We start from the raw sequence: 22,817 nt of genomic DNA, 5'->3' as shown, positions 1-22,817 counted from the left end.
CGCTTACCGGCGCAGCAGCGGATCGACGGCGGCCGACAGGGCTTCCAGCGAGTAACCGGCGACAGGCTTGCCGTTGACGAACAGGGTCGGCGTGCCCTCGACCCCAGCCGCCTCGGCGCCGGCGATCTGGGCCTGAAGCGCGGCGCGGGTGGCGGGGTCGTTCAGGCAGGTTTCGACCTGTTCGCGCGTCTTGCCGGTGGCGGCGAGGCCGGCGTCGAACCAGGGCTTGGCGCCGGTGGTGCGCAGATTGGCCTGGTCACGCATGAAGACCTCGGCCACGTCGAAATAGCGGCCCGGCGCGGCGCAGATGGCCACGGCGGCGGCGGCGGCGGCGACATTGGCGGGCGGGGTCGGCAGGTTGCGATGCACCAGCCGGACCTTGCCCGTGTCGATGTAGCGGGCCTTGAAGGCCGGCAGGACGTCGTTGTGGAAGACGGCGCAGTGCGCGCAGGTGAAGCTGGCGTATTCGATCACCGTGACCGGCGCGTCGGCCTGACCCAGAACATGGTCCTGGGCCGTGACCGGCGGCGGGGGCTCGGCGGCCGAGGCCGGACCCGCCAGGGCGGCGGTCAGAGCAAAGGCGAGGACGGCGCGCCGGACCATGGCTTACTTCGCCAGCTCGGCGTCGATGGCGGCCGACAGGTCGGCCAGGCTGGCGCCTTCGCCGCCGGGGGTGATGACCTGGGTGTCGTTCACGTAGAAGGCCGGAGTGCCCGTCACGCCTTGGGCTTGGGCGGCCTGGACGCGCTTCTCCATGGCGGCGACGGCCGCCTTGTCGGTGACGCAGTCGTTGAACTGCTGCTCAGACAGGCCGGCGGCCTGGGCCGTGCGCAGCAGCCAGTCGCGCGGCGAGGAGGTCAGCATCTCCTGCTGGGTCGCCATCAGCTGGTGGACGACGTCGAAATACTTGTCCGGCCCGGCGCAGCGCGCGACCAGGAAGCCGGCGGTGGCGGCGTCGACCGGCGGGGTCGGCAGTTCGCGGAAGACGTAGCGCACCTTGTTGGTGTCGACGTACTTGGCCTTGAACGCCGGCCAGGTGTTCTTCTGCCACAGGGCGCAGTGGGGGCAGGTGACCGAGGCGTATTCGACCACGGTGACCTTGGCGCCTTCCGGCGCGCCCAGGCCCATGTCGCCCTCGACGGCGCCCTTGGAGCCGCCGCCGCAGGCGGCCAGGGCCATGGTCGCCATGGCGGCGCCGGTGATGGCCGCGCGGCGGCTCATGCGGGCGAAGCGGGATTCGGTCGGGGCCATAGGACTTCCTCAGTCGGATCGTTGGCGATCGGCGGCGTGATTCCGGGTGAACCGCGCAACCTTGATCATTCGAGAACAGGTGCGGCGAAGATTTGTCAATCGCGGTCGTTCGAACGCGATATCGCCGCTCGGCCCAGTTTGGCCAGGGCGGCCTTCAGTTCCTCGGGTGCGGCGGCCAGGGAGGCCGCCAGTTCCGCCTCGGCCGAGGCGGGCAGGGGCGGTGGAACAGCGGCGCGTTTGGGGCGGGCGGCCGGCTCGGTCAAGGGCTTGATCGGTCCCTGGGCGATGCGAAGCCGATCGACCGAACCGGCGCCCAGAAACAGGTTCACCCGCGCCAGGATGTCCTCTGACTGATGCTGGACCAGCAGGGCGGCGGCGCCGGCGACGCGCAGCTCCAGCACGCCGGGCTGGCCGCCCTTGCCCTTGGTCAGCTTCTGGGGCCGGGTGACGCGGGCCAGGCGGTCTCCGACGATCTCGCGCCAGCGCGGCTCAAGGGCGCCGGCGCCGCGGCCGAATTGTTCGTCCAGCTTCTTGATCAGGGGCGTCAGGGCCTGGCCCGCGCGCGGCGCCGGGCGCGGCGCCGGGCGGGTGCGGCGGCGCGACAGGATCTCGCGGACCTCGGCGTCTGTGGGCAGCGGGCGGCGCATGGGCCTATATAGACCGATCCCATGACTGACGTCTCTCCCGACATCGCCCTGATCCGCGCCCGTCTGCTGGACTGGTACGACCGCCATGCACGCAGCCTGGCCTGGCGCGCTCCGCCGGGGACGCGGCAGAGGCCCGACCCCTATCGCGTCTGGTTGTCGGAGGTCATGCTGCAACAGACCACCACCCCGCACGCCACCCCCTATTTCCAGACCTTCACCAGCCGCTGGCCGACGGTGTCGGACCTGGCGGCGGCCCAGGACGCCGAGGTCATGGCCGCCTGGGCGGGACTGGGCTATTACGCCCGCGCTCGCAATCTGCTGGCCTGCGCCAGGGCGGTGGCGGGCGAACATGGCGGGGTGTTTCCCGATACGGAGGCGGGGCTTTCAGCCTTGCCCGGCGTGGGCGCCTATACGGCCGCAGCGGTGGCGGCCATCGCCTTTGACCGCCCCGCCAATGTGGTCGACGGCAATGTCGAACGGGTCATGGCGCGGCTGTTCGCCGTGGAGACGCCGGTCCCCCAGGCGCGGCCCGAACTCCGGCGGCTGGCGGGCCTCTTCATCAACGACCAAAGGCCCGGCGACTGGGCCCAGGCCCTGATGGACCTGGGCGCGACCGTGTGCCGGCCCAAGTCGCCGCTATGCGACCTGTGCCCCATCGCGGACCCCTGCGCCGGTCGCGCGTCAGGCGATCCTGAACGCTATCCGGTCAAGACCAAGAAGACGGATCGGCCTCAGCGGAAGGGCGTCGCCTGGGTCTTGTTCGACGACCAAGGTCGGGTGGCGGTGGAGACGCGGCCCGACAAGGGTCTGCTGGGCGGAATGCTGGGCCTGCCGACCAGTGACTGGACGACGGGCGAACCATTGACGCCGCCGCCGATCGACGCCGACTGGCGAGACGTCGGATCGGTCGAGCATGTTTTCACCCATTTCAGCCTGACCTTGACGGTGATGACGGCGCGAGGCGAGGCGAGGGCGGGTTGGCGATGGATGCCTTTCGAAGCGGCGCGCGCGGCCCTGCCCACCGTATTCGCCAAGGCCCTGGATCGGGCGACCGTTGAATCTGACCTATTTTTGTAGTAACAAAAATCTGTGCGCATCACCTTCGATCCCAGCAAGCGTGATCGCACGTGGATTGAGCGTGGACTGGATTTCGCCCAGGCGTCGGCTGTGTTCGACGGTGATCATCTGACGTTTGACGATGATCGTCGGGACTATGGAGAAAGACGTCTGATCACCATTGGGCGTTTGACCGACCGTATGGTGGTTCTGGTGTGGACGCCGCGTGGCGAGGCGCGCCACATCATTTCGATGAGGAAGGCGAATGACCGTGAACAGCGACGCTACGAAGACCGATTGGGTCGATCCTGACGAGGCGCCGGAACTTGACGACGTCTGGTTCGACAAGGCGGATCACTATCGAGGAGAGACGCTGGTCCAACGCGGACGCCCCAAGGGCGCGGATAAGATCTCGACCACCATAAGGTTCGACGCCGACGTGCTGGCCGCCTTCAAACAGGACGGGCCGGGATGGCAGACGCGCATGAACCAGGCGCTGCGCGACTGGCTGAAACGGAAGTCAGACGCCGCCTGATCACCGCAGGGTGCGGATGGCGATCCCGCCCTGTTTGCGACGAGGCACCACCACGGCGCGGCCGTCCACATGCTGGATGTCCAGATCGACCGAGGCGTCTCCGACGTGAAGACCCTGAATCTTCAGCGTCTGCAACCCGGCGGGCAGAACCGGGTCGATCAGATCGACCGTTCCGCTCCAGGCGTCGATCGACAGGCCCAGCGACGCCTGAAGCATCAGAAAGACCGACCCCGCCGCCCAGGCCTGGGGCAGGCAGGCGACCGGATAGGCGATCGGCGGTTCGCCCGGCGCGCGCGGGAAGCCGCAGAACAGCTCGGGCAGACGCAGATGGAAATGGGCGGCGGCGGCGTAGATCTCGGCCAAGATCTCGGCCACCGCCTGGCGTTCGCCATAGGCGGCCATGCCGGCGGCGGCCATGGCGGTGTCGTGCGGCCAGACCGAGCCGTTGTGATAGCTCATCGGATTGAACCGGGCCTGGCCCAGCTCCAGCGTCCGCACGCCCCAGCCGGTGCGGAACCGTGACGACAACAGGCGTCGGGTCACGCGCCGCGCCCGTTCGGGCGACGGCAGGCCGGTGAAGAGCAGATGGCCGGCGTTGGAGGCGATGGCGCGGCACGGCTCCCCGTCTCCGTCCAGGGCGACGGCGTAGAAGCCCTCGTCCTCCATCCAGTATTTGTCCTCGACCAGGGCGCGGACCTGTTCGGCGCGGATGCGCCATTCCACCGCTCGGTCGTCGTGCAGCCGCTCGCCCAGATCCGCCAGGGCGCGCCAGGCGGCGAAGGCGTAGCCTTGAACTTCTAAGAGTGCGATCGGCCCCTTGGGAAAGCGGCCGTCGGCGTGGAAGATGGAATCCTCGGAATCCTTCCAGCCCTGGTTGGACAGGCCGGTGTCGGCGCCGCGCTGATAGTCGATCAGGCCGTCCCCGTTGGAATCCCCATAGTCGCGCATCCAGTCGGCGGCGGCGATCAGATTGGGCCACAGTTTGCGGATCAGCTCCAGATCGCCGGTGCGCCCGGCATAGGCGCCGGCCAGGGCGATGAACAAACAGGTGGTGTCGACCCCGCCGTAATAGAGGCCGAAGGGCACCTCGCCCAGGGCGCTCATTTCGCCGCCGCGCGTCTCGTGCAGGATCTTGCCCGGCTGGCTGTCCTGGAACAGCGACGTCTCAGTCGCCTGGCGCGAGGCCAGATAGGTCAGGACGCCCTTGGCCAGGGACGGGTCCAGCCACAGCATCTGCCAGGCGGCGATGATGCCGTCCCGCCCGAACGGGGTCGAGAACCAGGGCGTGCCGGCATAGGGGTAGGGGCCGGTCGGCAGGTCGGTGGTCAACAGGGCCATGTCCGCCCGCGACTGGTCCAGCCAGTCGTTGAACCGCGGGCTGCGGGGGCCGCGCACCGAGGCGCCGCGCCGCCGCTTGGCCCGCATCGCCAGACGGGCCTGGATGGCGTTCAGCCGCCAGCGACGGGCGTCCGGCGCTTCGCAGGAATCGACACCGCATTCGATGAACAGCTCCATCGACCGGCCCCTGGGCAGGCTGAACATGAACTCGGCGCGGTTAGGGGTCAGGCGGGCGGGCGGTTCGGAAAAGGCGAGGCAGCTGCCGCGGTCCACCCCGTCCAGGCCGGTGTAGCGGAAGGTGACGCGGCGCCCGTCGGTGGTGGGGGCGTGGATCGTGCCGCGCCTGGCCCGCGGCGTCCCCCGCACCTGGAAGATGTCGGCGAAGTCGGCCCCGAAGTCGAAGGCGAGGGGCAGAAGTATGTCCTCGACCCCGTGGTTGACCATCTGGATGCGTTCGAACATGCGCCGGTCCCACAGGAAGCGCCGCCGTTCGATATGCATCACCCCGGCCGGGGTCGAGCGTCCGCCCATCGGCGGCAGGGGGCGATTGGTCGTGTGGCAGGAAAAGAAGACGTTGTCCTGGCTGACGCCGGACGACAGCCGCGACGGCTTCAACAGGCCCACGGTCATCGTCCAGCGCGATAGAACCCGCGTGTCCCCGGCGAACAGGCCGTCGGCCCCGCCCTTCATGTCGCCCCAGCCGTCGGCGACCAGGAAGGCGTCCCCCGCCTTCAGCGCCATCAGCTGTTCCAGGCCCGAAGCCTCGATGGACTCACCGGCGGTCAGCTGGGTGGAATAGGCGTCGTCCATGCGGTGTCTGTCCCCGTCGCTGTTGAGCCTGCGCGAAACGTCTCATTCGAATGCGGCGCTCAAGGGCCGCTCCGATGATGAAATGAAGCCGACGGCGGAGGGTTTCACCCTCCGCCGCTCAACCTCGACAATAAGACGGGGATCAGGCTATGGCGGCGAAGCTGCGGTCTTCCAGGGGGCGCAGCGGCGTCACCACCTCCGTCAGCGGCGCTTCGGCGAACGGGCGGCGGGCCAGCAGGTCGCCGTAGACGTCCAGATAGCGCCGGGCCATGGCGGCGGCCGAGAAGCGCAGTTCGAACCGGGCGCGGATGGCCTCGCGGTCCAGGAGGCGGGCACGGTCGGCGGCGGCGACGGCCTGTTCCATGGTGTCCACCAGGAAGCCGGTGGCGCCGTCCTCGATGATTTCCGGCGTCGATCCGCAGCGGAAGGCCACCACCGGCGTGCCGCAGGCCATGGCCTCGATCATCACCAGGCCGAAGGGTTCGGGCCAGTCGATCGGGAACAACAGGGCCTCGGCGCCGCCCAGGAAGGCTGATTTCTGATGGTCGCCGATCTCGCCGATGAACTCGATCAGGGGATTGGCCTCGACCATGGGACGGATGGTCTCCTCCCAATAGATCTTGTCTGCGGCGTCCACCTTGGCGGCCATCTTCAGCGGGCGGCCCAGTTTGGTGGCGATCTCAATCGCGCGGTCGGGTCGTTTCTCGGGCGAGATGCGGCCCAGGAAGGCCAGATAGCCCTCTGACTTCGGCGAGAAGACATATTGGTCGCCGGGCATGCCGTGATGCACGGTCGCCTTCCAGTTCGCATGGGGCAGGGGGCGGCGCTGGTCGTCCGAGATGGAAATCAGGCCGAAGTCGCTCCAGCGATCGTAAACGCCGGGCAGATCCTTCAGATCGAGCCGTCCGTGCAATGTGGTGATGGTCCGGTCCGCATAGGGCCGGAACAGGGGGAAGTGGATCATGTCGGTGTGGAAGTGGATGACGTCGAACTGATCGACGCGATCCAGGACCTCGCCCAGCATGGTCATATGGGCGGCGAGATCGGACTTCAGCGGGGCGGGGTCCAGGCGGATGGCCTGGTCGCGGACGGGGATCAGCCGCGCCCGCGTCTGTGCGTCTGCGGAGGCGAACAGAGTGACCTCATGGCCCAGATCGACCAGGGCGTCTGTGAGATGGGCGACGACCCTTTCGGTGCCGCCATACAGTTTGGGAGGCACAGCCTCATAAAGCGGTGTGACCTGCGCGATCTTCATCGATGTGCTTGCTCCAGCCCGGCGCTGCGGGCCTGTCGACATCAATGTTCACGCGGGTGCGCGGTTCCGTCGCGGAGACGAAATTTCCATCGAAAATCCGGCAAGTTACAGAGCTTTACCGTAGGGCGGCTACTGCATCCCCGCCCGGACTTCCGCACGCAGGGCGTCGATCGACTTCAGCCCCTGGTCGGTCTTGAAGCGCCAGTAGGTCCAGCCGTTGCAGGCGGGGGCGTTCTCCAGCAGGGCGCCCAGCTTGTGGATCGATCCGGTCAGGGAGCCCGACACCAGGGAGCCGTCGGCGCGGACGCGGGCCTCGCGCTCGCCCTTGGGGCAGTACAGACGGTCGCCGGGGTTCAGCAGGCCGGCCTCGACCAGGGCGCCGAAGGGCACCTTGGGTTCGGCGCGCTTGGAGCCCATGACGGCCAGGTCTTCGGGATTGGCGGGAATGACCGAGGCGATCCGGGTCTCGGCGACGGCCGCATAGGTCTCGTCCCGCTCGATGCCGATGTAGTGGCGACCGAGGCGTTTGGCGGCGGCGCCGGTGGTGCCGGTGCCGAAGAAGGGGTCCAGGACCACGTCGCCGGGGCGGGTGGCCGACAGCAGCACGCGGTGCAGCAGGGCCTCGGGCTTCTGGGTCGGATGGGCCTTCTTGCCGTCGGCGTCCTTGATTCGCTCCTCGCCGGTGCACAGGGCGAAGGTCCAGTCGGACCGCATCTGGGTGTCTTCGTTGAAGGCCTTCAGCGCATCGTAGTTGAAGGTGTAGCGCTTCTGGTCGCGCGACCGGGCGGCCCAGATCAGGGTCTCGTGGGCGTTGGTGAACCGGGTGCCCTTGAAGTTCGGCATCGGGTTGGACTTGCGCCAGATGATGTCGTTCAGCACCCAAAAGCCCAGGTCCTGGATCGCCGCGCCCAGGCGGAAGACGTTGTGATAGGAGCCGATCACCCAGATCGAGCCCTCGGGCTTCAGCACCCGGCGGCACTCAGTCAGCCAGGCGCGGGTGAAGGCGTCGTATTCGGCGAAGCTGCCGAACTTGTCCCAGTCGTCGTCAACCGCATCGACCTTGGAATTGTCGGGCCTCAGCAGGTCGCCGCCCAGCTGAAGATTATAGGGCGGGTCGGCGAAGACCATGTCGACCGAGGCGTCGGGCAGGCTTTTCAGAATCTCGATGCAGTCGCCACGGTGAATGACGTCGGTCTGGAATTGGGACATGGAACGCGGCCTCGGAACGATGAGACCGGCATGGTGAATCCTTACGGTTAAGGCAGTGTTGATTCCGCCCTGTTCGGCGTCAGCCCGGGACCACCTTTACCCGACCCGCCGCCTCCCGCGCCCGTTCGCGGGCTTCGTCCACATCGGCGCCGCGCGCGGTCGCCACGCCCATGCGGCGGCGCTCATAGGCTTCGGGCTTGCCGAACAGGCGCAGATCGGCCGTGGGGACGGACAAGGCCTCGGCGACGCCCTCGAAGGCGACGCCTTGGGCATCCATGCCGCCGTAGATGACGGCGCTGGCGGCCGGTTCGCGCTGGGTCACGTCGACGGGCAGGCCCAGGATGGCGCGGGCGTGCAGCGCGAACTCGCTCATGGTCTGGCTGGCCAGGGTGACCAGGCCGGTGTCGTGGGGGCGGGGCGAGACCTCGGAGAACCAGACCTGGTCGCCCTTGACGAACAGTTCGACGCCGAAGACGCCGAAACCGCCGAGGGCGTCGGTGACCTTGCCGGCGATGTCCTGCGAGGCGGCGAGGGCAGCGGGGCTCATGGCCTGGGGCTGCCAGCTCTCGACATAGTCGCCCTTGACCTGACGGTGGCCGATGGGGGCGCAGAAATCCGTGCGGGTCGAGCCGTCGGCGGCGCGCGAGCGGACGGTCAGCAGGGTGATCTCGAAATCGAAGTCGATCCGGCCCTCGACGATCACACGGGCGCCGGCGACGCGGCCGCTGTCTTGGGCGTAGGTCCAGGCGTCGGCGATTTCATCGGGGCTTTCGACAAAGGACTGGCCCTTGCCGGACGAGGACATGACCGGCTTGACGAAACAAGGGTAGCCGACGGTTTCGGCGCCGGCGGCCAGTTCCTGGGCGCTGCCCGCGAAGGCGTAGGGGCTGGTGGGCAGGCCCAGCTCTTCGGCGGCGAGACGGCGGATGCCCTCGCGGTTCATGGTCAGTTGGACGGCGCGGGCGGTGGGAATGACGCGAGCCATGCCGGCGGCCTCGATGTCGGCCAGGACCTCGGTGGCGATGGCCTCGATCTCGGGCACGATGATGTGCGGGGCCTCGGCCATGATCAGGCCGTTCAGCACCTGGGGATCGGTCATCGGGATGACGTGGCTGCGGTGCGCGACCTGCATGGCTGGGGCGTTCGGATAACGGTCGACGGCGACCACCTCGACGCCCAGGCGCTGAAGCTCGATGGCGACCTCCTTGCCCAGTTCGCCGGAGCCCAGCAGCATGACGCGGACGGCGGTGTCGGAAAGCGGGGTGCCGAGTTTCATGGGGGGCTCCGGGGTTTGGATCAGGGCGTGGGGACGGCGTAGAGCTTGCGGAAGGCGTCCAAGGCCGCGCCGTGGTAGATGGTGGCGTGGGTCTCGGTCGGGCGGGGGGTGAAGCTCCAGCTCAGGCCGGGCAGGGCGTGGTCGCGCAGATTGGCGGTCAGGACGTCCATCGGGGCCTGCATCTCGGGGCCCTCGTCGCCCAGGGTCAGGATCAGGGTGCGCGGGTCGTTCGACTGGTCACGCAGACGGGCGCCGGACTGACGCGCCAGTTCGCCCCCGTCCCACCACAGGCTGGGGCTGACGGCGACATAGGCGTCGAACATCTGGGGTTCCTTGAGGAAGGTCTCGACCACGAACAGGCCGGCCAGGGATTCGCCCATCAGGGCGGTCTCGCCGCTGGTGCGGAAGCGCGTCTCGACGAAAGGCTGGACCTCTTCGGCCAGGAAGCGGCGGAAGCGGTCGGAATGGCCCTGGGTCGGATAGCGGGCGATCAGTTCGGGGTCTTGCGTCGGCAGGGCCAGTTCGTTGCGGCGGTCGACCGAAGCGATCCCGACCACGATCACGTCGCGGGTCGTGCCGACGACGGTTCCCAGCTGGGCGAGGCCCGAGATGTGGTGGAAGTCCTGATCCTGGCCGCCGTCGAGGACATAGAGGACGGGATAGGTCTTGCCGCTGCCCGCATAGCCGGGCGGCAGCCAGACGTTGATCTCACGCGTCGCGCCATAGACGTTCGACGGCACGGCCCATGATGATCCGATAACGATAGGCGTAGCGCGGACGCCCATATCGAGAGCTTGGGCATAGGGGGCTGGGGTGAAGGCCGTGGCCATGACTATGGTCAGCAGCAGACCGCGAACCGAAATCATCGACATCTCCACAAGCCTTCCCTCTCCCGGCGGGAGAGGGCTTGAGCGCACGGCGGCGAAGCCGCCGTTCTTGCGCGAAAGGGTGAGGGACCGACGGTGCGACTGGCCCGCCGGCGGTCCCTCATCCGGCCCTGCGGGCCACCTTCTCCCAACGGGAGAAGGGCATGGTTTTACAGCCGCGCCTTCACCGCTGCGACGACGGCGTCGGCGGTGACGCCGAACTTGTCGTAGAGGACTTCGGCGGGGGCGGAGGCGCCGAAGCCGGTCATGCCGACGAAGGCGCCGTCTTCGCCGATGAACCGCTCCCAGCCTTGCTTGATCGCGGCCTCGACGGCGACACGCACCGTGCCGCGGCCGATGACCGAGGCCTGGTAGGCGGCGTCCTGCTGCTCGAACAGTTCGAAACAGGGGACGGAGACGACGCGGGTCGGCACGCCTTCGGCTTCCAGGGCTTCGGCCGCCTTCAGGGCCAGGGCCAGTTCCGTGCCCGTGCCGAACAGGGTGGCCTTGGCCTCGCCCGAGGCCGCCTTGATCTCATAGGCGCCCTTGGCGGACAGGTTTTCCGTCGCTGCGACCGTGCGCACTGCCGGGGTCTTCTGGCGCGACAGGGCCATGGCCGAGGGGGTGGTCTTGGCCTGCAGGGCGATCTGCCAGCACTCCATGGCCTCGACCGTGTCGGCGGGGCGGAAGACGTTCAGGTTCGGGATGGCGCGAAGCGCCGCCAGATGTTCGACCGGCTGGTGGGTCGGGCCGTCCTCGCCCAGGCCGATCGAGTCGTGCGTCAGGACGTGGATGGCGCGGACCCCCATCAGGGCGCCCAGACGGATGGCCGGGCGGCTGTAGTCCGAGAAGACCATGAAGGTGCCGCCGTAAGGAATGATCCCGCCGTGCAGGGCCAGGCCGTTCATGGCGGCGGCCATGCCGAACTCGCGGATGCCCCAGTTGACGTAGCGGCCCTCATAGGCGGGCTGGTCGAAGATGGGGGTGCCGGCGACGAAGGTGTTGTTCGAGCCGGTCAGGTCGGCCGAGCCGCCGACCAGTTCGGGGATGGCGGCGAAGACCTGGTCCAGGGCGGCGCCCGAGGACTGGCGCGTGGCCTGGGCGGGCTGGGTTTCGATCAGTTCGGCGATCTTGGCGTTCAGGGCGTCGAAGGCGCCCTCGGGCAGGTCGCCCTTCATGGCGCGGGTGAAATCGGCGGCCTGGGGCGAGGCGGCGAGGCGGGCCTCCCACTTCTTGCGGTCCTTGGCGCCGCGACGCCCGACCTTGGCCCAGGCGTCGGCGATGGTCTGGGGCATTTCGAAGGGTTCGTGATCCCAGGCCAGGCCCAGGCGGGTGGCGGCGATCTCGGCGGCGCCCAGGGCGGCGCCGTGGGTCTTGTGGCTGCCTTCCATGGTGGCGGCGCCCTTGCCGATCTTGGTCTTGCAGGCGATCAGGGTCGGTTTGTCCTGGCGCGTCGCCCATTTGAGGGCGGACTTGATGGCGTCCATGTCATGGCCGTCGATGGCCTTGACCGCCCAGCCGGCGGCCTTGAAGCGGGCCTTCTGGTCGGTGGCGTCCGACAGGGAGACCTTGCCGTCGATGGTGATCTCATTGTCGTCCCACAGGACGGTGAGTTTGTTCAGACGGTAGCGGCCGGCCAGGGCGATGGCCTCTTGGCTGACGCCTTCCATAAGGCAGCCGTCGCCGGCGATGACCCAGGTGCGGTGATCGACCAGGTCCTCGCCATATTTGGCGGCGAGGTGACGCTCGGCCATGGCGAAACCGACCGAGGTGGCCAGGCCCTGACCCAGGGGGCCGGTGGTGACCTCGACGCCGGGCATATGGCCGTACTCAGGGTGGCCGGCGGTCTTGGAGCCCCACTGACGGAAGTTCGACAGCTCTTCCTTGGTCGCGGCCTTGTAGCCGGTCAGGTGCAGAAGCGCGTAGATCAGCATCGAGCCGTGGCCGGCCGACAGGATGAAACGGTCGCGGTCGGCCCAGTCGGGGCGGCTCGCGTCGAACTTCAGAAACTTCGAAAACAGCACCGTGGCGACATCGGCCATGCCCATCGGCATGCCGGGGTGGCCCGACTTGGCCTTTTCGACTCCGTCCATGGCGAGGACGCGGATGGCGTTGGCCATCTGCTGGGGCGTGGCCTTGGGGGCGGATTTGACGTCGTTCACGAGGCGAGACCTTTCGGCGGGAACGGAAATTCAGAGGCGCGCCGCTTTACCCCGGCGCGTCCTCGGGTTCTATACGCAATTTGAAGGAGCGACCGATGGCAGACGCCACCACGGCCGCACGGGCCCGTATCGACCGGGCCCTGGCCGAACTGGAACGCAAGATCCTGGCGCTGAAGGCCCGACCGGCTTCGGCGCCGCCGATCGCCGACGACGATCTGTTCGCGCCCCGCAGCGATGCGAACGGGGCGGCGGACGCCGCACGCCTGGCCGAACTGGAGGCTGCGGGGCGCGAGGCGTCTGAAGCCTTGGGGCGGGCGGCCGAGGCCGTGCGAGAGGTGCTGGTCCAGGGCGAACGTCAGGCTCGCGATGAAATCGAAGGCGAGGCCGACTGATGGCGACGGTGACGGTGGAGGTGAACGGTCGCCCCTATGCGGTGGGCTGCGCCGACGGACAGGAGGAGCGGGTCCGCATCCTGGCCAAACAGTTCGACAACCAGGTGCGCCAGGTGGCCCAGGACGTCGGCCATGTGGGGGATCTGCGGCTTTTCCTGATGTCGGCTCTGATCCTGGCGGATGAGCTGCATGAGGCCCGACTGAACGGCGGCGGAGCGCCGGCCCCGACGGGCGACCCGGCGCCCACCCGTGACGGCGTCGCTGAGGCGCTGAATGCGGTTGCAGCCCGGATCGAGAAGATCGCCCAATCCATCTGAAGGCGGCTGATCGGATTACACCGCTTGAGAAGGCGGGGCGCAGGCCCTATCTTGTGCGAAGGCGGGTCCTGCTGCGGCTCACGTCGGAGGCAACATTTCCTCGCGACCTTAATTCACTCGAAGGGATCTGTCCCTGTCCGGGCTCGAGGGCCTGGGCATATGGAGCCCACCTGGCTACCCAGGTTCGAGAGGATTTAAACGTCCTTCACGGTTCTTGCGGCGCCGCCAACCCCCTCCCCTTCTTCGCCCTGCGCGTGAGACGCGCGCCAGCCGAGCGCACCCATGTTCGACAAGCATGAACTCCGGTCCGCCGCCCGGGCGCGGCGCAAGGCCCTGGCCTGGACCGATCCGACCGCCGCCCAACGCGCCGCCGACCACATCGACGCCCTGCCGCAGGGGGCGGTCGTCGCCCTCTATCGCGCCATGGGGTCTGAGTTGGACACCGGGGCCCTGGCTGTCGCGCTGGAGGCGGCGGGGCGGCGGCTGTGCCTTCCGGTGGTGCTGGAGCGGGACGCGCCCATGGTCTTCCGCGCCTGGTCGCCGGGCGAGCCGCTGGAGCTGGACGCCGCCGGCTGTCCCGCGCCCCTGCCGCTGGCCGAGTTGGTGGAGCCGGACCTGATCATTACGCCGCTACTGGCCTTCGATGCGTCCGGCGGCCGGCTGGGGCAGGGCGGCGGCTTCTACGACCGCACCTTTGCGGCCCGGCCCGATGTGATCCGGGTGGGCTTCGCCTATGCGGGGCAGGCGGTGGAGGCGCTGAGCCTGGAGGCGCACGACATGCGGCTGCACGGCGTGCTGACCGAGGCGGGGTATCAGGCGTTCTGAGGGATATGCCATTGACATATCCGTGCAGCAAGCCGATAGGGAGGCCATGAGCGCCCCGCTGAAAGCTACGGTCTTCAAGTCCAATCGCTCGCAGGCCGTGCGACTGCCCAAGGCCGTGGCTTTTCCCGATGACGTGAAGGAGCTTCGCGTCATCAAGGAGGGCAAGAGCCTGCGCCTGGTGCCGGTGGATGCGCTGTGGGATGACTTTCTCGACCAGCCCGGCATTTCGGATTGGCCGGATCGCGACCAGCCCGAGATGCAGAAGCGGGAGGACTGGTGAGCACCGGCTATATGCTGGACACCAGCATCTGTATCGAAATCCTGCGGGGCCGCAGCGCTGCGTTGAATGCGCGTCTGAGGTCTGAGCACGAGCCGCTTCATGTATCGACGGTGGTCGTCATGGAACTGGCGGTTGGACCCAACAAGCTCGCGGACTCTCGTCGCGCCGAACGGCTGGAGTCGTTCCTCGCGCGGCTGGACATTCTTGCTTTCGACGAAGATGCGGCCCGGCATACGGCGGCTATCCGTGCGGATCTGGAGCGTCGCGGTCGCCCCATCGGACCTTATGACTATCAGATTGCGGGTCATGCTCGCAGTCGGGGGCTGACCGTCGTCACCCGCAACACTGGCGAGTTCGAGCGCGTTGCCGGCCTAAGGGTCGAGGACTGGTCGGATGTTGGTAAAGGCGTACACGAATGAGATTGGCGTTTTTCGGCGACGTTATCGGCAAGTCCGGCCGTGACGGGATCAGCGATCATCTTCCGGGCCTGAAGCGCGACCTGAAGCTGGACTTCGTGGTGGTGAACGCCGAGAACGCCGCGGGCGGCTTCGGCATTACCGAGAATACGGCGCGTGAGCTGTTCATGGCGGGGGCGGACTGCCTGACCCTGGGCAATCACTCGTGGGACCAGCGCGAGGCCCTGACCTATATCGTGCGCGAGCCGCGTCTGATCCGGCCGGCCAACTATCCGCGGCTGATGGATGCGCCGGGCGCCGGGGCCAATCTGTTCGAGACCGACACGGGCCGCACCGTCTTGGTGATGAATGTGCTGGGCCGGGTGCATATGGACCCGATGGACGATCCGTTCGGGGCGGTGGAACGCGAGCTGGCGGCGGCGCCCCTGGGGGCCGTGGCCGACGCGGTCATCGTCGACATGCACTGCGAGGCGACCAGCGAGAAGATGGCCATGGGCCATTTCTGCGACGGGCGCGCCAGCCTGGTGGTCGGCACCCATACCCACGTCCCGACCGCCGACTGTCAGATACTGCCCGGCGGCACGGCCTATCAGACCGACGCCGGCGGCTGCTGCGACTATGACAGCGTGATCGGCAACGAAAAGGAAGAGCCGCTGCGCCGCTTCACCACCCGCATTTCGGGCGGGCGCTATACGCCTGCGTCCGGGCCGGCCACCGTGTGCGGCGTCTTCGTGGAGACGGACGACCGGACGGGGCTGGCGACGCGGGTCGAGCCGATCCGGGTCGGCGGGCGGTTGAGCCAGGCGGTGCCGGTTCTCTGATCCGCACGGGAGAAGTCGCCGCACTCTCCTGGCCGAGGCGGATCCTATCTCAGTGGCTGATGTCGCCCATGCCCGTGAGGTGAAGGACGCCCTTTCCGGGCAGTTCGACGCGCAGTTCAAGGGTGCCGCCGGCCGCCTCGACGAACCGGCGCAGAGTGGACAGGTAGAGATCGGCTTGGCGTTCCATCTTGAGCACCGAAGGCTGCTTTACTCCAAGCGCCTGAGCGATCTGCTCCTGGCTGCGTTCGGCGAGCTCGCGCAACGCCTTCAGGCCTTCTACTTCGCCCACGAGTTCGGCGGCGCGGGCGTCGATGCGCGCCCGGCGGGCCTCGGGCAGCGCAGCCATGATCTCTTCGCGCGTGCGACCCATCTTATGTCTCCTTCAGCGCCCTCAAGTGGCTGGTGAACCGGCTGTCTGCCTTGGCGATAAGGCCTTTGTAGAATCGCTTCTGGGCCACGCCTGCCTTGTCGCCGGCGACCAGCAGGATGGCCTGCCGCTCCGGATCAAATGCGAACGCAACCCGCCAGACCCCGTCGGCCGCCTTGAACCGAAGTTCCTTCATGTTGGCGTGCCTTGACCCTGCCAGGGTGTCGGCATGGGGGCGGCCCAGCCGGGGCCCATAGACTTCCAACAGCGCCGTCATCGCCAATAGCTCGTCCTGGACTTCGACTGGGAGGGCGTCGAACTCTGGGTCGAACTCATCATGGTTGCTGACGGCCCATGGCATGTCGCTATATAGCTGAGAGGCTATATCCTGTCCATAGGCTCCAGCCTATGTGAGGTCATCACGCCGGCGTCAGCGTGTTCGATCCCGCCTCGATCGCGAAGGTCTGGCGGGTCGTCAGCACGCCCGAGCGGTCCGACACCTTGTCCAAAACCTTGAATTGAGTGGTCCAGACGGTCGGCGTGGCTTCACAGACCACATAGCCGCGCTGGGAGTTGCGGAACTTCAGCTGGGGATTGACGGCCATAAACCGGTCGTAGTCGGCGCCGCGGTCCGATCCGTCGCCGCGCGAGCTGATCGAGGTGCCGACGAACTCGACCGCGATGGGGGCGCCCTCGGGCTGGCTGCCGTCAAGCCACAGACCGCCCGCATAGTTCTGATGCTCGTCGCCGGTCAGGACCACGACATTGTCGATGCGGCGGTCGCGGATGTGGCTCAGCAGCCGGTTGCGCGGCACGCGATAGCCGGCCCAGCTGTCGGTGTTGACCCCCTGGCCGCCGGAGGTGTTGCGGTTCAGGTCCATCATCATGACCTGCTGAGCCAGGGCCTTCCATCGGGCCTTGGAACGGTCGAGGTTGGTCAGCAGCCAGGCTTCCTGAGCGTCGCCCAGAACCTGGGCCGTCGTCGCCTCTATGCCGGGGCAGTTGGCGTTGAAGCGGTCATTGCAGGGCTGGTCCGTGCGATACTGGCGGGTGTCCAGGAAGGCCACGTCCAGCAGGTCGCCGTACTGGGCCCGGCGATAGGCCTGCATGCCCGCGCCGCGCGGGAAGGCCGATTTCCGCATCGGCATGAACTCGTAGAAGGCCTGCATGGCGGCGGCGCGACGCAGCAGGAAGACCTCAGGCGGCGTGCCGTCCTGATCAATGTCGCCGACCCAGTTGTTGTCCACCTCGTGATCGTCATAGGTGCAGAACCAGGCAGCCGAGGCGCGCGAGGCCTGAAGGTCTGCATCCATCGTGTACTGGGAATAGCGGCGGCGATAGTCGTCCAGGCTGTAGATTTCGCCGCCCAGGTGGACGCGGGTGTTGTCCTGGGGGCCGGCGCCCGACTGATAGATGGGGTTGGCGCGACCCTCATAGATGTAGTCGCCGTAGCAGAAGATGAAATCCAGCTCCTCTTCCGCCATCTTGCGGTGGGCGGTGTAATAGCCCTGTTCATAGGCTTGGCAGCCGGCGACGCCGAAGCGGACGGCCGAGACGGAGGCGCCGGCCAGGGAGGCGGTCTTGGCGCGCCCGACGCCGCTACGCTCGGTCCCGCACTGGAAGCGGTAGAAATAGGGACGGGCGGGCTCCAGCCCCTCGACCTCGACATGGACGGAATGGCCCAGCTCGGGCCGGGCGATCGCCTCGCCGAAACGGACGACGGTGTTGAAGCCACGGTCGGCGGCGACCTCCCACTTCACGGCGACGGGCGCCTTGGGCATGCCGGAGCCGTAGGCGAGCGGGTCGGGGGCCAGGCGCGTCCAGATGACGAAGCCGTCCGGGAGCGGGTCGCCCGCCGTCACGCCCAGCCGGAAGGGGTTCACATCGAACACGGCCTGGGCCAGGGCGGGGCCGGTCGGCGACAGGGCCAGGCCGCCGCCGAAAGCCGCAAGCATGGAACGGCGGGAAAGAGCGAGGCGGGTCATCGGCGCATCCTGAGTTTTCGTCGCCCTTATCCCTACAATGTGACAGGTCTTCCGACTGCGGGGGGCGTCAGGCCGCGTCTCGGCGTTTCCGGCTTTCGACCAACTGGCGGCGCACCTGGGCCAGTTCAGCGGCGCGCCTTTCGGGCGTGTGGGTCTTGAGCACATAGTGCTGGGCCGCGCGGGCCAGGGCCAGGCGGCGGTTCGGCTCCCGGATCAAGGCGTCCAACGCCGCGACCAGATGCCGGGGGGTCACGGCCTCCAGATAGTGGGCGTGGTCGCCGCTGGCTTCGCGAAGGCCGCCGCGCCCCGATGATATAAGGGCGGCGCCCGCCGCATGGGCTTCCACCGCCGTCAAACCGAAGGGCTCGTCCCAGGTCGAGGGCGTCACGGCGATGGCGGCGGATTTCATCTGTTCGCGCACCTGGTCCAGCGGGGCGGACCGCAGGACGGCGACCCGGGGGCCAAACCGCTGAAGCGGCGTGAGGTGCGGGGCGGCCCAGTCCGCGTGCGCGGCCCAGTCGTTCAACATCAGGACCGCGCGCCAGGTCGGGTGGCTGTCCAGCACGGCCGGCAAGGCGGCGCACAGGACGTCCAATCCCTTTTCCGGCATGGCCCGTCCGGCGAAGGCGATGATCGGCTGGCGATCTTCCGGCGGCGCCAGCCAGGCGCCGGCGTCGATGGGATTGGGCACGGCGTGGGCGCGATCGGCCAACTGCGGATAGGTCCGGGCGAAGGCCGTCTTCTCCGCCTGGCTGACGAAGATGAAGCCGTCCATCCGGCTGTAGCGCAAGGCGTAGCGCCACCGATCAAACCACCGGCGCGCGGGCTTCAATGCATTGTGTCGATAAAGGACATGCACCGCCTGGGGGAAACGCGCCGACACGGCCAGGGCCTGTTTCACCTGCTGATGGTGTTCGATCAGTTCCGGCTGAAGCGCGCGCAGGGCGTCGAACAGACTCTGTTGGGTGTTGCGTCGTGGAAGGGCGATCACGCGGGAGGCGTTGTGGTCCTGGGCGCCCTCCTGGCAGAGAATTCGGGTGTCTGGATCATGATCGCAGCGGGCGAGCGTCCGCACGACCGTCTCCATGGAGTTGGGGCGCGCTTCGGAGAAGAGCGAACCCGGCGGCAGCAGAATGGCGGTTCGCAGCGCGGTCGTCCTGAAGCTGATGGCAAGCTGAACAATGGCGCCCGGTCGGCGACACCTGTGTTTAACGCGCCGGGCGGCGAATTCCGTCGCGTGAATTCTTCAGCCTCGGCGCATCCGCAGCCGAAGTCGCATCGGTTCGCGACTGCGCAGGGTGATCTGGTGCACGGGGCGGGGTTCGATGGTCGTGATCGGCTCAACCTCGGCGGCGCGCAGGATGGAGGCCAGGGCGATCACCGCCTCCTGAATGGCGAAGGCGGCGCCGATGCAGACGCGGGGACCGGCGCTGAAGGGGATGTAGGCGTAGCGGTCGATGGACTTGCGGTTTTGGGGCAGGAAGCGCTCCGGCCTGAAGGCGTCAGGGTCGTCCCACAGCAGGCTGTGGCGTTGCAGAATCCACGGCGAGATGATGACGGTGGCGCCGGCCTTGATCGGCTGACCGCCGATCTCGTCGTCGGCCAGGGCCTTACGGGCCATGGTCGGGGCGGGCGGAAACAGGCGCATGGTCTCGTCCAGCACGGCGCGGGTCCAGGGCAGGGCCTCGGCCCATTGCGGATCGGAGACGTCGAAGGCCTCGGCCTCGGCCTGGAGCCGGGCCATGTACTCAGGCTGGCGCGACAGCAGGTGCAGCGTCCAGCCCAGGGCGCGGGCCGTGGTCTCATGCCCCGCCAAAATGAAGGTCAGGATGTTGGCGGCGACCTCATCGTCCGACAGGCCGGGACCGCCGTTCTCGTCGCGGGCCAGCAGCAGGGCGCTGAGCAGGTCTTGGGGCGGCATGTCCCCAGCCTCGATGCGGGCGCGGCGGGCCTCGACCAAGCGGGGGACGCGCTGTTCGAAGAAGCGGGCCGAACCGAAACTGGCCAGACGACCCAGACGGGGCGCCCAGTCCGGCGCGCCCAGCACGTCCAGCGGATCGATGCGGGCCCCATTGGCCAGGAACTGATTCAGGGCGCGCTCGAAGCCGCGGGCCTCGCCGCCCAGGTCGTCGGAGAACATGGTGGCCGACAGGATGTCGAAGGTCAGGCCGGACATCTCGCTGTCGATATCCAGCACCCGGCCGCGCGCAGACAGGGACCAGCCGGCGACGCGCGCCTGACAAACCTCCGCCATACGGGCGTTCAGGGTGGCCATCTTTGCGGGGGTGAAAAGCGGCGCCAGGATGCGCCGGACTCGACGCCAGGCGTCCCCCTCGGTCAGCAGCAGGCCCTCGGCCAGCATGGGACCGAGGACGCGGCGTTGCAGGTCGCCCTTCACATAGCTTGATGCATTTTCTGTCAGGACGTGGCGGACGCCCTCGGGGTGGCTGACCACCAGGATCTCGCCGAAGGCGCTGTTTCCGTACAGCTGCGGCTCGGTGAAATGCCGCTCGGACCACATGCGGATCGGATCGCGCCAGCTGATCCACAGGAAGGGCAGCAGGGACAGCGGGCCGCCCGTGCGACGGGGCGGAATGGCGGGGCGGAAGACGGCGTCGGCAGCCAGGGTCATGTCCATGCCTCCAGTGAGGCCCTAGACTTGGGGTCCGGTCGAGGCTGAACAAGGGCCGCCGTGCGACGGCCCTTATCCGTTTGTAACCCGGCTAGTCCAGACGGCTCAGGCCGCGTCGCCGAGCCAGCCCGGCATCCAGCCCTCGTGCCATTCACGCAGGTGGGCGACGGGAATGCTGAACAGTTCACCCTTGTCGCCGCGAGAGGCGAAGGCGTCGCCACCGGCGTGGCCGACGACGGAGGCGTGCAGGCCGGCGGCCTGGGCCTTGGCGATCAGGGCGTCGGCGTCGGGGACGGCGACCAGATAACGGGCCTGGTCCTCTCCGAACAGGAAGATGTGGGCGTGGGCGGCGCTGGAGGCGTCCAGGGTCACGCCGACGTCGGAGGCCAGAACCAGATCGGCGGCGGCGCCGATCAGGCCGCCGTCGGACAGGTCGTGGACCACGGTCAGGTCGCCGGCCTCGATCAGGTCGCGGACGAAGTCGCCGGTCTTCTTTTCGAGCTTCAGATCGACGGGCGGCGGGGCGCCGTCCTCGCGGCCCAGCACCTCGCGCAGATAGAGGGACGCGCCCAGTTCGCCGACGGTCTGGCCGATCAGGACGAGCGCATCGCCCTCGGCCATGCCGGAGAAGCCCGTCACCACGTCATAGTTGGGCAGCAGGCCCACGGCGCCCACGGTCGGGGTGGGCGGAATGGCGACGCCGTTGGTCTCGTTATAGAGGCTGACATTGCCCGAGACGACGGGGAAGGACAGTTCGCGGCAGGCCTCGGCCATGCCGTCGATGGCGCGGACGATCTGGCCCATGATCTCGGGGCGCTGCGGATTGCCGAAGTTCAGATTGTCGGTGATGGCGATGGGGCGCGAGCCGACGGCGGTCAGGTTGCGCCAAGCCTCGGCCACCGCCTGTTTGCCGCCCTCGTAGGGGTCGTTCTGGACGTAGCGGGGGGTGCAGTCCGAGGTGACGGCCAGGCCCTTGTCGGTGCCGTGGACGCGGACCACGCCGGCGTCGGCGCCGGTGGCCGAGTCCTGAAGCGTGTCGGCCATGACGTGGCGGTCGTACTGTTCCCAGATCCAGCGCTTGGAGGCCATGTCGGGGCAGGCGACGACCTTCATCACCGCATCGGCCCAGTTGTCGGGCGCGGGGATATCGGCGTGGTTCAGCTTCGGCTGCAGCGCGGGCTGGACCCAGGGGCGGTCGTACAGGGGGGCGTCGTCGAACAGGGGGGCGAGCGGCACGTCGCAGACCGTCTCGCCGTGATGCTTCAGCACCAGTCGGCCGGTGTCGGTGGTGAACCCGATCACCGCGGCGTCCAGGCCCCACTTCTGGAAGATGCGATAGCCGTCTTCCTCGCGGCCGGGCTTCAGGACCGCCAGCATGCGCTCCTGACTTTCCGACAGCATCATCTCATAGGCGGTCATGCCCTCTTCGCGCTGGGGCACGGCGTCCATGTTCAGCTCGATGCCGACACCGCCCTTGCCGGCCATCTCGACCGAGGAGGAGGTCAGGCCGGCCGCGCCCATGTCCTGGATGGCGGCGACGGCGCCCGAGGCCATCAGTTCGAGGGTCGCCTCGATCAGCAGCTTTTCGGCGAAGGGATCGCCGACCTGGACGGTAGGGCGTTTCGATTCCGACTCATCGTCGAACTCGGCCGAGGACATGGTGGCGCCGTGGATGCCGTCGCGGCCGGTCTTGGAGCCGAAATAGACCACCGACAGGCCCGCCGAGGGGGCGGCCGAATAGAAGATGCTGTCGGCCTTGGCCAGGCCGACGCACATGGCGTTGACCAGGATGTTGCCGTTGTAGCCGGCGTGGAAGTTGGTCTCGCCCGCCACGGTCGGCACGCCGACGCAGTTGCCGTAGCCGCCGATGCCGGAGACCACGCCCTTGACCAGGCGTTTGGTCTTTTCATGCGACGGATCGCCGAAGCGCAGGGCGTTCAGCAGGGCCACCGGCCGGGCGCCCATGGTGAAGACGTCGCGCATGATGCCGCCCACGCCCGTCGCCGCGCCCTGGTAGGGTTCGATATAGGAGGGGTGGTTGTGGCTCTCCATCTTGAAGATGCAGGCGTCGCCGTCGTCGATGTCGATCACGCCCGCGTTCTCGCCCGGACCGCAGATGACGCGCTCGCCGGTGGTGGGGAACTTGCCCAGGTGGATCTTGGAGGACTTGTAGGAGCAGTGCTCGGACCACATGACCGAGAAGACGCCCAGTTCCACCTGATTAGGCTCGCGGCCCAGCCGGTCGAGGACGACCTGATATTCGTTCGGGGCCAGGCCGTATTCGGCGGCCAGTTCGGCCATGGTCTTTTGAGGAGCGGTCATGGGCGGCGCTTCTAGCGGGTGAAGGGCCGATAGGCTACATTCTAGACAGCATTTT

At 68.1% G+C, this 22,817-nt stretch carries 24 protein-coding genes and 1 other RNA gene; 10 read left to right on the top strand and 15 right to left on the bottom strand.

The features are described 5' to 3' along the window. Positions 1-3: 3 nt before the first annotated feature. The 3 genes from JMT67_RS06250 to JMT67_RS06240 all read right to left on the bottom strand — a co-directional run bounded on the left by JMT67_RS06250 (position 4) and on the right by JMT67_RS06240 (position 1,898). Positions 4-603, bottom strand: coding sequence for a thioredoxin domain-containing protein (locus JMT67_RS06250; protein WP_054766433.1), 600 nt, complete (start codon positions 601-603; stop codon positions 4-6). Between the two features lie 3 nt (positions 604-606). Further along, positions 607-1,251 carry a DsbA family protein gene (locus JMT67_RS06245; RefSeq protein ID WP_054766432.1) on the bottom strand — a complete coding sequence of 215 codons (645 nt, stop codon included), beginning with the start codon at positions 1,249-1,251 and terminating at the stop codon, positions 607-609. A 95-nt stretch (positions 1,252-1,346) separates the two neighbouring features. Continuing rightward, positions 1,347-1,898, bottom strand: coding sequence for a DUF721 domain-containing protein (locus JMT67_RS06240; protein ID WP_054766431.1), 552 nt, complete (start codon positions 1,896-1,898; stop codon positions 1,347-1,349). Positions 1,899-1,919: 21 nt separating this feature from the next. On the opposite strand from JMT67_RS06240, the gene mutY reads away from it, so the two are divergent. Genes mutY through JMT67_RS06225 form a run of 3 tightly spaced genes read left to right on the top strand, consistent with a single transcriptional unit; the run spans position 1,920 to position 3,489 of the window. After that, entirely contained in the window at positions 1,920-2,975 is a 1,056-nt protein-coding gene (gene mutY, locus JMT67_RS06235) for an A/G-specific adenine glycosylase (RefSeq protein ID WP_183214940.1), read from the top strand. Between the two features lie 12 nt (positions 2,976-2,987). After that, positions 2,988-3,266, top strand: a complete 279-nt coding sequence (locus JMT67_RS06230) for a BrnT family toxin (protein WP_152950794.1) — start codon at positions 2,988-2,990, stop codon at positions 3,264-3,266. Further along, positions 3,220-3,489: a BrnA antitoxin family protein gene (locus JMT67_RS06225; RefSeq protein ID WP_182713319.1), complete on the top strand. Its 270-nt coding sequence runs from the start codon at positions 3,220-3,222 to the stop codon at positions 3,487-3,489. The genes JMT67_RS06230 and JMT67_RS06225 overlap by 47 nt, the downstream gene beginning before the upstream one ends. Here the strand turns inward: JMT67_RS06225 and JMT67_RS06220 are convergent, their stop codons facing one another. The 6 genes from JMT67_RS06220 to tkt all read right to left on the bottom strand — a co-directional run bounded on the left by JMT67_RS06220 (position 3,490) and on the right by tkt (position 12,405). Further along, entirely contained in the window at positions 3,490-5,637 is a 2,148-nt protein-coding gene (locus JMT67_RS06220) for an amylo-alpha-1,6-glucosidase (RefSeq protein ID WP_201462984.1), read from the bottom strand. 142 nt (positions 5,638-5,779) lie between these two features. Further along, positions 5,780-6,892: a glycosyltransferase family 4 protein gene (locus JMT67_RS06215; protein WP_183214938.1), complete on the bottom strand. Its 1,113-nt coding sequence runs from the start codon at positions 6,890-6,892 to the stop codon at positions 5,780-5,782. Between the two features lie 129 nt (positions 6,893-7,021). Further along, positions 7,022-8,101 carry a site-specific DNA-methyltransferase gene (locus tag JMT67_RS06210; RefSeq protein WP_183214937.1) on the bottom strand — a complete coding sequence of 360 codons (1,080 nt, stop codon included), beginning with the start codon at positions 8,099-8,101 and terminating at the stop codon, positions 7,022-7,024. 79 nt (positions 8,102-8,180) lie between these two features. Then, the gene (gene purT / locus JMT67_RS06205; protein ID WP_183214936.1) at positions 8,181-9,377 is read right to left on the bottom strand and encodes a formate-dependent phosphoribosylglycinamide formyltransferase; all 1,197 of its coding nucleotides are present in this window, start codon (positions 9,375-9,377) and stop codon (positions 8,181-8,183) included. A gap of 20 nt (positions 9,378-9,397) precedes the next feature. Then, positions 9,398-10,249 carry an alpha/beta hydrolase gene (locus JMT67_RS06200; RefSeq protein ID WP_233455814.1) on the bottom strand — a complete coding sequence of 284 codons (852 nt, stop codon included), beginning with the start codon at positions 10,247-10,249 and terminating at the stop codon, positions 9,398-9,400. Between the two features lie 164 nt (positions 10,250-10,413). After that, positions 10,414-12,405, bottom strand: coding sequence for a transketolase (tkt, locus tag JMT67_RS06195; protein WP_201462983.1), 1,992 nt, complete (start codon positions 12,403-12,405; stop codon positions 10,414-10,416). A 95-nt stretch (positions 12,406-12,500) separates the two neighbouring features. Between tkt and JMT67_RS06190 the strand changes: the two genes are divergently transcribed. The 7 genes from JMT67_RS06190 (at position 12,501) to JMT67_RS06160 (ending at position 15,456) form a co-directional block, all read left to right on the top strand. Next, entirely contained in the window at positions 12,501-12,797 is a 297-nt protein-coding gene (locus tag JMT67_RS06190; RefSeq protein WP_054766424.1) for a hypothetical protein, read from the top strand. Further along, on the top strand, positions 12,797-13,114 hold the full coding sequence (locus JMT67_RS06185) for a cell division protein ZapA (protein ID WP_054766423.1): 318 nt from the start codon (positions 12,797-12,799) through the stop codon (positions 13,112-13,114). Before JMT67_RS06190 ends, JMT67_RS06185 begins: the two co-directional genes overlap by 1 nt. Before the next feature lie 65 nt (positions 13,115-13,179). After that, a non-coding RNA gene (ssrS, locus tag JMT67_RS06180) (6S RNA) lies at positions 13,180-13,341 on the top strand. Between the two features lie 55 nt (positions 13,342-13,396). Then, a complete protein-coding gene (locus JMT67_RS06175) occupies positions 13,397-13,939 on the top strand; it encodes a 5-formyltetrahydrofolate cyclo-ligase (RefSeq protein WP_201462982.1) in 543 nt (180 codons plus the stop codon). Between the two features lie 46 nt (positions 13,940-13,985). Further along, complete coding sequence (gene vapB / locus JMT67_RS06170) at positions 13,986-14,219, top strand: type II toxin-antitoxin system VapB family antitoxin (protein WP_221205100.1); 234 nt, start codon at positions 13,986-13,988, stop codon at positions 14,217-14,219. After that, on the top strand, positions 14,216-14,638 hold the full coding sequence (locus JMT67_RS06165) for a type II toxin-antitoxin system VapC family toxin (RefSeq protein ID WP_201462981.1): 423 nt from the start codon (positions 14,216-14,218) through the stop codon (positions 14,636-14,638). The genes vapB and JMT67_RS06165 overlap by 4 nt, the downstream gene beginning before the upstream one ends. Continuing rightward, complete coding sequence (locus JMT67_RS06160) at positions 14,635-15,456, top strand: TIGR00282 family metallophosphoesterase (RefSeq protein WP_054766419.1); 822 nt, start codon at positions 14,635-14,637, stop codon at positions 15,454-15,456. Before JMT67_RS06165 ends, JMT67_RS06160 begins: the two co-directional genes overlap by 4 nt. Before the next feature lie 49 nt (positions 15,457-15,505). On the opposite strand, the gene JMT67_RS06155 is transcribed toward JMT67_RS06160, so the two are convergent. The 6 genes from JMT67_RS06155 to purL form a co-directional block, all read right to left on the bottom strand. Beyond that, positions 15,506-15,826 carry an XRE family transcriptional regulator gene (locus JMT67_RS06155; protein ID WP_182714043.1) on the bottom strand — a complete coding sequence of 107 codons (321 nt, stop codon included), beginning with the start codon at positions 15,824-15,826 and terminating at the stop codon, positions 15,506-15,508. A gap of 1 nt (position 15,827) precedes the next feature. After that, positions 15,828-16,184, bottom strand: coding sequence for a type II toxin-antitoxin system RelE/ParE family toxin (locus JMT67_RS06150; protein WP_201462980.1), 357 nt, complete (start codon positions 16,182-16,184; stop codon positions 15,828-15,830). A gap of 58 nt (positions 16,185-16,242) precedes the next feature. Then, complete coding sequence (locus JMT67_RS06145; protein WP_233455813.1) at positions 16,243-17,808, bottom strand: alkaline phosphatase D family protein; 1,566 nt, start codon at positions 17,806-17,808, stop codon at positions 16,243-16,245. A gap of 67 nt (positions 17,809-17,875) precedes the next feature. Beyond that, positions 17,876-18,883 carry a glycosyltransferase family 4 protein gene (locus JMT67_RS06140; RefSeq protein ID WP_231681330.1) on the bottom strand — a complete coding sequence of 336 codons (1,008 nt, stop codon included), beginning with the start codon at positions 18,881-18,883 and terminating at the stop codon, positions 17,876-17,878. 171 nt (positions 18,884-19,054) lie between these two features. Continuing rightward, positions 19,055-20,440 carry a cytochrome P450 gene (locus JMT67_RS06135; RefSeq protein ID WP_233455812.1) on the bottom strand — a complete coding sequence of 462 codons (1,386 nt, stop codon included), beginning with the start codon at positions 20,438-20,440 and terminating at the stop codon, positions 19,055-19,057. Between the two features lie 105 nt (positions 20,441-20,545). Next, the gene (gene purL, locus JMT67_RS06130; protein ID WP_201462978.1) at positions 20,546-22,762 is read right to left on the bottom strand and encodes a phosphoribosylformylglycinamidine synthase subunit PurL; all 2,217 of its coding nucleotides are present in this window, start codon (positions 22,760-22,762) and stop codon (positions 20,546-20,548) included. Between the last annotated feature and the right edge of the window lie 55 nt (positions 22,763-22,817).

Source organism: Brevundimonas aurantiaca (genome assembly GCF_904830995.1).
In the GTDB taxonomy this organism is placed as follows: domain Bacteria; phylum Pseudomonadota; class Alphaproteobacteria; order Caulobacterales; family Caulobacteraceae; genus Brevundimonas; species Brevundimonas aurantiaca.
This window is presented reverse-complemented; position numbering and strand designations above follow the sequence as displayed.

Coding starts and splice junctions, on each gene's coding strand:
- mutY (WP_183214940.1), top strand. CDS start 1,920: ATGACTGACGTCTCTCCCGACATCGCCCTGATCCGCGCCCGTCTGCTG.
- JMT67_RS06250 (WP_054766433.1), bottom strand. CDS start 603: ATGGTCCGGCGCGCCGTCCTCGCCTTTGCTCTGACCGCCGCCCTGGCG.
- JMT67_RS06225 (WP_182713319.1), top strand. CDS start 3,220: ATGACCGTGAACAGCGACGCTACGAAGACCGATTGGGTCGATCCTGAC.
- JMT67_RS06245 (WP_054766432.1), bottom strand. CDS start 1,251: ATGGCCCCGACCGAATCCCGCTTCGCCCGCATGAGCCGCCGCGCGGCC.
- JMT67_RS06190 (WP_054766424.1), top strand. CDS start 12,501: ATGGCAGACGCCACCACGGCCGCACGGGCCCGTATCGACCGGGCCCTG.
- JMT67_RS06200 (WP_233455814.1), bottom strand. CDS start 10,249: ATGTCGATGATTTCGGTTCGCGGTCTGCTGCTGACCATAGTCATGGCC.
- JMT67_RS06155 (WP_182714043.1), bottom strand. CDS start 15,826: ATGGGTCGCACGCGCGAAGAGATCATGGCTGCGCTGCCCGAGGCCCGC.
- JMT67_RS06185 (WP_054766423.1), top strand. CDS start 12,797: ATGGCGACGGTGACGGTGGAGGTGAACGGTCGCCCCTATGCGGTGGGC.
- purL (WP_201462978.1), bottom strand. CDS start 22,762: ATGACCGCTCCTCAAAAGACCATGGCCGAACTGGCCGCCGAATACGGC.
- vapB (WP_221205100.1), top strand. CDS start 13,986: ATGAGCGCCCCGCTGAAAGCTACGGTCTTCAAGTCCAATCGCTCGCAG.
- JMT67_RS06215 (WP_183214938.1), bottom strand. CDS start 6,892: ATGAAGATCGCGCAGGTCACACCGCTTTATGAGGCTGTGCCTCCCAAA.
- JMT67_RS06240 (WP_054766431.1), bottom strand. CDS start 1,898: ATGCGCCGCCCGCTGCCCACAGACGCCGAGGTCCGCGAGATCCTGTCG.
- JMT67_RS06135 (WP_233455812.1), bottom strand. CDS start 20,440: ATGACCCTGGCTGCCGACGCCGTCTTCCGCCCCGCCATTCCGCCCCGT.
- JMT67_RS06220 (WP_201462984.1), bottom strand. CDS start 5,637: ATGGACGACGCCTATTCCACCCAGCTGACCGCCGGTGAGTCCATCGAG.
- JMT67_RS06145 (WP_233455813.1), bottom strand. CDS start 17,808: ATGACCCGCCTCGCTCTTTCCCGCCGTTCCATGCTTGCGGCTTTCGGC.
- purT (WP_183214936.1), bottom strand. CDS start 9,377: ATGAAACTCGGCACCCCGCTTTCCGACACCGCCGTCCGCGTCATGCTG.
- JMT67_RS06175 (WP_201462982.1), top strand. CDS start 13,397: ATGTTCGACAAGCATGAACTCCGGTCCGCCGCCCGGGCGCGGCGCAAG.
- JMT67_RS06160 (WP_054766419.1), top strand. CDS start 14,635: ATGAGATTGGCGTTTTTCGGCGACGTTATCGGCAAGTCCGGCCGTGAC.
- JMT67_RS06210 (WP_183214937.1), bottom strand. CDS start 8,101: ATGTCCCAATTCCAGACCGACGTCATTCACCGTGGCGACTGCATCGAG.
- JMT67_RS06150 (WP_201462980.1), bottom strand. CDS start 16,184: ATGCCATGGGCCGTCAGCAACCATGATGAGTTCGACCCAGAGTTCGAC.